Here is a 1,498-nt window from a genome sequence, read left to right as displayed (position 1 = left end):
CTTACCGAATCTGTATTGGGCAAACGTGGAAGTAGCGGCAAAGCATTCTGTTATGGAAGTATTTTTGGCTCTCTCTTCTTCAGTTACCTTTGTGGTGGAGAATGCCTTGAGGACATCAATGCGCTTATTGGGCAGTTCAAGCAGAGACCTAATACGCTGTTACCCGGTGCCGACACTGTGGGGCGCGGGCTAAAGGAGCTTACCGAGAAAAATATTGTCTATAAGAGCAAGACCTCCGACAAGTCGTATAGTTTCAACACGGCAGAAAAGTTGAATACCTTACTTTTACGGATGATACGAAGAATGGGGCTTATAAAGATGGGCAGTCATATAGACTTAGACTTTGATCACCAGTTTATTCCAGCCCACAAGTTCGATGCAAAGTATTCTTACAAGCAGGATTTTGGCTATTTCCCTGGTTGGGCTTCCATTGGGGGAATCATAGTCGGAGGTGAGAATCGTGACGGAAACACCAATGTGAGATTCCATCAAGAAGACACGCTCCGTCGCATTATGGACCGTGTAACCTCAGAACTTGGTGTGGTAATAGAGCGTTTCCGTGCTGATTGCGGATCGTTCTCAAAGGAAATTATCCAAACCGTAGAGCAGCGCTGCAACACGTTCTATATACGTGCTGCCAACTGCGGCAGCCGACACGAGGACTTCCGCCAGCTGAAAGAATGGAAGAGTGTTGAGGTTGATTATGAGAGATGCGATGTCACCTCCGTCAGCATAGACAACTTAATAGAAGGAAAGTCATACAGGCTTGTCGTACAGCGTAGTCCTTTGAAAGACAAGGATGGCAAGCAACAGACAGATATGTTCGGAGTAATATACACATACCGCTGTATCCTCACCAATAACTGGATGTCTACCGAGAAAGACATCATTACATTTTATAATGAGCGTGGAGCAAGCGAAAAGAACTTCGACATACAGAACAATGACTTCGGATGGTCACATCTGCCCTTTTCCTTTATGGCTGAGAATATGGTTTTTATGATGGTTACCGCCATGCTGAAGAACTTCTATCTCTATCTCGTCCGTCATATCAGCGATAAGGTCAAGCCATTGAAAAAGACAAGCAGGCTGAAAGCCTTTATCCTCCATTTTGTCAACGTACCAGCAAAATGGGTGCGCACTGGAAGGCAGAACGTTCTGAACCTATATACAAATAAAACCTACTACGCTGAGGTCTTCATTGAATNGTAAGCATCCAATATTAGCCGCCTTTGTGTAACATTTTTGCTTTACTACCTTTGCCCGAAAAACTTATGTTTGTACTCAACGAAACAAATGTTTTTCGGGTTTGTTGCACTCCTGTGGATATGCGTCAGGGTATTCTTCGCCTGTCCCAATTGGTACGCAGCAATGACTTCAATCCTTCTGATGGTGTTGTCTACGTTTTCTACAATCGAGCCCGTAACCGAATTAAATTGCTGCACTGGGAACGCTGTGGTTTTGTCGTGTATCATAAACAGATGGCACAGGGTTGCCT

Annotated in this window: 2 protein-coding genes; both read left to right on the top strand. The window is 44.6% G+C overall.

The genetic code is table 11. The annotated features are described in order from the left end of the window. Positions 1–1,212, top strand: a 1,212-nt coding sequence (locus tag CZ367_RS01025) for an IS1380 family transposase (RefSeq protein ID WP_084793460.1), incomplete at its 5' end; no start/stop codon positions are given. 62 nt (positions 1,213–1,274) lie between these two features. Further along, positions 1,275–1,498, top strand: a 224-nt coding sequence (gene tnpB / locus CZ367_RS01020; RefSeq protein ID WP_077197319.1) for an IS66 family insertion sequence element accessory protein TnpB, incomplete at its 3' end; no start/stop codon positions are given.

This window comes from Prevotella ihumii (genome assembly GCF_900155655.1).
GTDB lineage: Bacteria > Bacteroidota > Bacteroidia > Bacteroidales > Bacteroidaceae > Prevotella > Prevotella ihumii.
The sequence above is the reverse complement of the archived record's forward strand: the minus strand, read 5'-3'. Positions and strand labels throughout refer to the sequence as shown.